Origin of the sequence: Pseudorhodobacter sp., assembly GCF_030452865.1 — a bacterium.
Lineage (GTDB): Bacteria > Pseudomonadota > Alphaproteobacteria > Rhodobacterales > Rhodobacteraceae > Pseudorhodobacter.
Map to the genome: position 1 here is coordinate 1 of NZ_JAKDLJ010000275.1, position 4,985 is coordinate 4,985.

5 protein-coding genes and 1 pseudogene are annotated in these 4,985 nt (G+C 57.4%); all 6 read left to right on the top strand.

Annotated features, from left to right (window positions below):
• Positions 1-17 precede the first annotated feature (17 nt).
• Positions 18-203, top strand: a pseudogene (locus L0H65_RS14360) (helix-turn-helix domain-containing protein); the annotation flags it as partial.
• Positions 204-764, top strand: a complete 561-nt coding sequence (locus L0H65_RS14365; protein ID WP_301459738.1) for an IclR family transcriptional regulator — start codon at positions 204-206, stop codon at positions 762-764.
• Positions 761-2,482 carry a hypothetical protein gene (locus L0H65_RS14370; protein ID WP_301459734.1) on the top strand — a complete coding sequence of 574 codons (1,722 nt, stop codon included), beginning with the start codon at positions 761-763 and terminating at the stop codon, positions 2,480-2,482. The genes L0H65_RS14365 and L0H65_RS14370 overlap by 4 nt, the downstream gene beginning before the upstream one ends.
• The gene (locus L0H65_RS14375; protein WP_301459735.1) at positions 2,479-3,153 is read left to right on the top strand and encodes a hypothetical protein; all 675 of its coding nucleotides are present in this window, start codon (positions 2,479-2,481) and stop codon (positions 3,151-3,153) included. The genes L0H65_RS14370 and L0H65_RS14375 overlap by 4 nt, the downstream gene beginning before the upstream one ends.
• Positions 3,150-4,133, top strand: a complete 984-nt coding sequence (locus L0H65_RS14380; RefSeq protein ID WP_301459736.1) for a membrane dipeptidase — start codon at positions 3,150-3,152, stop codon at positions 4,131-4,133. The genes L0H65_RS14375 and L0H65_RS14380 overlap by 4 nt, the downstream gene beginning before the upstream one ends.
• Before the next feature lie 13 nt (positions 4,134-4,146).
• Positions 4,147-4,985, top strand: an 839-nt coding sequence (locus L0H65_RS14385) for an ABC transporter substrate-binding protein (protein WP_301459737.1), incomplete at its 3' end; no start/stop codon positions are given.

The following is a 4,985-nucleotide window of genomic DNA, read 5'->3' on the forward strand; positions in this document are numbered from 1 at the left end:
ATACATATTCAAATAGAATACAAACTTCTAAAGCCGGAGAAGGCGGCGTTAGGCCACTTTCGACCGTATTACGCACGCTCGAAATTCTGACCTACTTTGGCCAGCAAACGCGACCACAGCGATTGGCCGAAGTTGCCGATGCGACAGGCTTGTCACGGGCAACAGCCTATCAGCGATTGCTAACTTTAGTCGCAGCAGGATGGTTGGAGCAGGACACAGCAGGCGGATATCGACTGTCGATGCTGCCCGCGCGACTGGCATCGGCTGCAATGGATCAAGCTGATTTCGGGCTGCGCGCAGAGCCGGTTCTGGCAGAACTGGTATGGCAGGTAAAGGAAACCGCTTCACTGTCGGTCCTGGACCGTGGATTGCCCTGCATCGTTGCGCGGGTTGAATCAGACAGCCTGCTGCGTGCAGACCAAAAGATTGGCACGACGATGGCGTTGGACGGCTCCGCCTCTGGCCGAGTGCTGGCAGCTTTTACCGATGAACATACACTGCAACGCCTGCGTGACGGCGCGCACCCGCTGGCAACGGACGAGATCCTGCAAGAAACACGCGCCAACGGCTACGCGCTGTCGAGCGGCTACACCCACAAAGGGGTCAGGGCGGTTGCGGCCCCAGTTTATGACTTGCATGGCCGCTGCGTCGCAACCCTTTCCATCGTAGTGCCGGAAAGCCGGTTTGAACTTGAACGCTTTCGTCAGCCGGTTCTCGACTCGGCGGCGAAACTGACCCGCATCTTGCAAGGGAATACCCCGTGACAAAATCGAGCATGCACACTTCCGGCGAAGATGGCCGCCCCGGCCTGCGTGATTGGCGTGCCATGATGCAACCCGAAAGACTGGCTGCGATCCAGCCCAGCCGTTTCAGCGGTGCGCGCGCTTTCATGGCAAAAATGATCCGAGAACGCTGGGATATCAATATCCAGCGCTTTGACGTGAATGCCAATGCCGAAGGCACAGCCGTCTATTCTATCAAATCGCCAACACAAGAATTCAGCTTTATCGCTTTTTCATATGCACCAAGCCGGGAGGGCCGCACAGGCCGCATCATCGGACGCGCCTGGGATATGAAAGGCACCCTAAACGAAGGCCCAGCAACGGAAGCAGATATTACACATGCGCGCGAGCAGTTGCCGTTGCTCTATCGCGGCCGGGCAACGCCAAATGCGCTGATCTGGTGCAGATCGAACCGCTCGATGCGGGTATTTGACGCCACGTTGAACGCTTTGGCCGAGGGGCATCAACCTTCGATCGAAGATATTAACTCCGTCTGCTACCTGATGCGCAACACCGGGCTGGACGGGAACGGCACTTTTGGCACCCGCCCCTTTCCGTCGCTTGGCGCGTCGCATGTAATGGGTGGCATGCTGGAGGCGCAACTTCTTGTTGCCTACCTGATGCGAGAGTTTTCCTGCGATCTGGTGGAGCATTTGGCGCGCCACAAATCAGACAAAGCAGTTCCGCTGGATCCAGCGCTACGCCGGTTTATCGGGGTTGGGAACGGCTCTGCGCTGGGGCTGATCTTCTTCGTGCAAAAACATCCGCGATTGATTGATTCATGGCTGACAGCGCGTGAAACCGCCATTGCAGAGGCGCTGGCGATGGAACTTGGTTTGGGTGATCCGCGCTTTGATATACTGATAACGCTAATCCGTCGCGCAGCAGTGTTTCGTGAACAAGATCGGATGCGCTATGAAACATTCACCTCCAGCACCCAGATCGCGCTGGACCTAAGAAGCCTGCTGCCTTTGCTGGCGGAATTACGCGATAAAGGCACGCTGCGGGGCCATGTTACCCGCTTTGAGTTGGATGCGCTGGCACGTGATGCCGAAGCCAGTCTGGCACCCGAAAGTTATGAAACCCTGTTATCAATGATGATCGAATTGGTGCCGGACCGCACTGATGCACTGTTGACCGGGATTGGCGGGGCCGACGAATTCACGGTGGACCCCGTGATGACCGCGGGCGAATTGGCGGCTGTGATTGATACAGAATATGACTGGGCACTAACCACCGACATGACCGCGGCCAGTGCGCGTGATTACGTTTGGTATAAATCCGAAACCGCCGAAGAACCCCGGAGAGGGTTGCGCGAAGAAGCCCCCGATGCGCGTGACTTGGGCCTTGATTTGCCCGGCGACATCCAACGTCTTCGCGCCGATCTGGCAGCGGCGCCTGCTGATCAACCTATGGCATTATTCTTGTTATCGCATCCCGCACATCGCCAAATGGTTGGGCGCGTCCAAGGGCTTCGCCGCAGATATTTTCATTCTCCGCACGCAAATATCAATGCCACTGACTTTGTGCCGATTGATCTGGTCCGGTTGATGAACGTTGCCCTTCACGGCATCGACAAAACCCGTGACTTTTTGCAACGCAATCTGCGCGGTGTGCTTTATCACGGGGCGCCAACTCGCGACGACATCCGCGCGGGGCATGGGGCCGGCTGGTTTTATCCTGAGGAACCCTGCCAATGACCACTCCTGAAATGCTGTGCGTAATGCCGCGCGAAATGCGCATGATGAGCGAGCGTATCTTGTCCCTGACAGCCCTGCCCAAAGGGTTTGCACTGATGGTCGGCGATGTGGTGATGATGTCACAAGCACTGGGCTTGGGGGGCTTTGCCTTGCTGGAAACCCGCCTGCCCGAACTGTTGATTGCGGATCCTAGCCGTCTGGCTTTTGATGGCATGACGCTGGACGGTGGCGGGCAACATGCATGGTTCATCGTGCCGTCCTTGCTAGATCTGCTTGGATTGGCCGTGGCAAAGGGTGCTGTTGCACGCATCAAAGTAACACAGGTCACAGACCCCGCAGAACTCCGCATCGCCGTTGCTTTGGGTCTGCGATCGGGGCTTGCGGTCACAATAAAAGGGCAAACCCTTAGGGCTACTGCAACTGCGCGCGCCGACCCGCTGCTTGACCGCGTGATGCAGGATGGGTGCGCAATACCTGCGGCTCTTTGGTGGCGGATTTATGCACTCGCGCAGTCCGCATTGACACCTGACTCTACGGCCTCGCGCCGTCATGCCGGGCCGGTGATCGTGACCGAGGACGGCAAAGTTATTGGCCGCACTGACAATGATGACGACACCGATGTCAATTTCGTCGGAACAGTCAAAGACCAGAAACAGAAAGCAAGCACATGACACCGATTATTGACGGGCTGCAATGCGGTCACTTCGACCGCGACTCCTTCATCGCATTGAGATCCGCCGGGGTGACCGGCGTAACCGTGACCTGCGGCTTTTGGGAAGGCACGGTTGAAAGCCTTGATAGTCTCGGGCGTTGGCGCGATCTGATCAGCGAGAATGTCGATGTAGCGGCCATTGCCCTAACCCCAGACGATATTATTCGCGCCCAAACAGACGGCAAGATTGCCGCCATCCTCGGCTTTCAAAATGCCAACCTGTTTGAGGGGCGCATCCGGCTGGTAGAAGTTTTCGCCGAACTTGGCGTCCGTGTGGTGCAACTGACCTATAACAACCAAAATGAACTGGCTGGGTCTTGCTATGAGACTGAGGATTCCGGGCTTGCCCGCTTTGGCCGCGAAGTGATCCTAGAGATGAATCGCACAGGGATGCTGGTTGATTGCAGCCATGTCGGCAACCGCTCCACCCTGATGGCAATTGAGGCATCGGAAAAGCCGATTGCAGTCACCCATGCCAATGCTGACAGCCTGTTTGCACATAAGCGCAACAAATCAGACGATGTGCTGCGCGCACTTGCGCAGTCAGGTGGCGTGATCGGCTGCGCCGCTTACCGCAACATCACCGGCGATTACTATTCCGGCCCACTGGAAAACTGGTGCGAGATGGTCGCCCGCACGGTCGATATCGCCGGCATCGACAGCGTCGCCATTGGCACCGACCGCAGCCACAACTTCACCGCCCCCGATTATGCATGGATGCGCATGGGGCGTTGGACACGCAGCGGTGATTATGGCTCAGCGTCAGCCGCACGGCCCGGCAAGGCAGCACCGCCCGACTGGTTCCAGTCGCTTCAAGATATGGACAAAATTCCGGGCGGCCTTCGTAACGTGGGCTTCTCCGAAGAAGAGGTTGCCAAGATAACCCACGAAAACTGGTTGCGTCTTTACCGCGCAACATTCCGTAACTCCGACAGTTGAGGGAACCCAACCCATGATCAAATCAAGCAATACCGCGCTACCACGGCCCAGCCGCCGCTTGTTCCTTCAAGGGACTGCGGCCACCGTCGCCACAACACTTGCAGCGCCGCAAATCGTGCGCGCGCAGACAAAGGACATGTATATCAACTCTTGGGGCGGACCGTGGCTGGAGGCGGCACAGGCCAATCTGTTTGACCCTTTCACCGCGGCAACCGGGATCAAAGTGAATACCGTTTCTCCGGTCTCCTTTGCCAAACTGGCGCAGCAAGTGGCAACCGGTGTCTATGAGTTTGACGTGACCACATTGGGCGGTGCTGAGTTGGTTCGTGCCAATGCAGCGGGTCTGCTGGAACCCATTGACGCACCCTATGAAGGCGGGTTGTTTGAAAATGGCGCAGCCAGCCATGCCTTTGCAACAATGTTGGCTTGGCGCACGGATAAGGGCTGGGATGGCACTCCACAAAGCTGGGCCGATTTTTGGGATGTCGAGCGCTTTCCCGGCACGCGCAGCCTGCAACGCTATCCGGCGCGGGTGATCCCCTTGGCATTGCTGGCCGATGGCGTCGCGATGGCGGATCTTTATCCGCTCGACATCGAACGCGCCTTTGCCAAACTTGACCAAATTAAAGAGCATGTTCGCGTCTGGTGGACTGCCGGTGCGCAATCAACACAGATCCTGCGTGACGGCGAAGTCGACATGATCGGAATTTGGCACGGCCGCTACTATGAGGCGCTTGACGCTGGTGCGCCGGTGGCTGCGACATGGAATCAAGCAGAAATTGACCGCGCTTATTGGGTTGTCGCCAAGAACACGCCGAATATGGAAGCGGCAAAACTGTTCACCGCATTCGC

Excerpts from the sequence above, each read along its gene's own strand:
- L0H65_RS14375 (WP_301459735.1), top strand. The coding sequence starts at position 2,479 with ATGACCACTCCTGAAATGCTGTGCGTAATGCCGCGCGAAATGCGCATG.
- L0H65_RS14380 (WP_301459736.1), top strand. The coding sequence starts at position 3,150 with ATGACACCGATTATTGACGGGCTGCAATGCGGTCACTTCGACCGCGAC.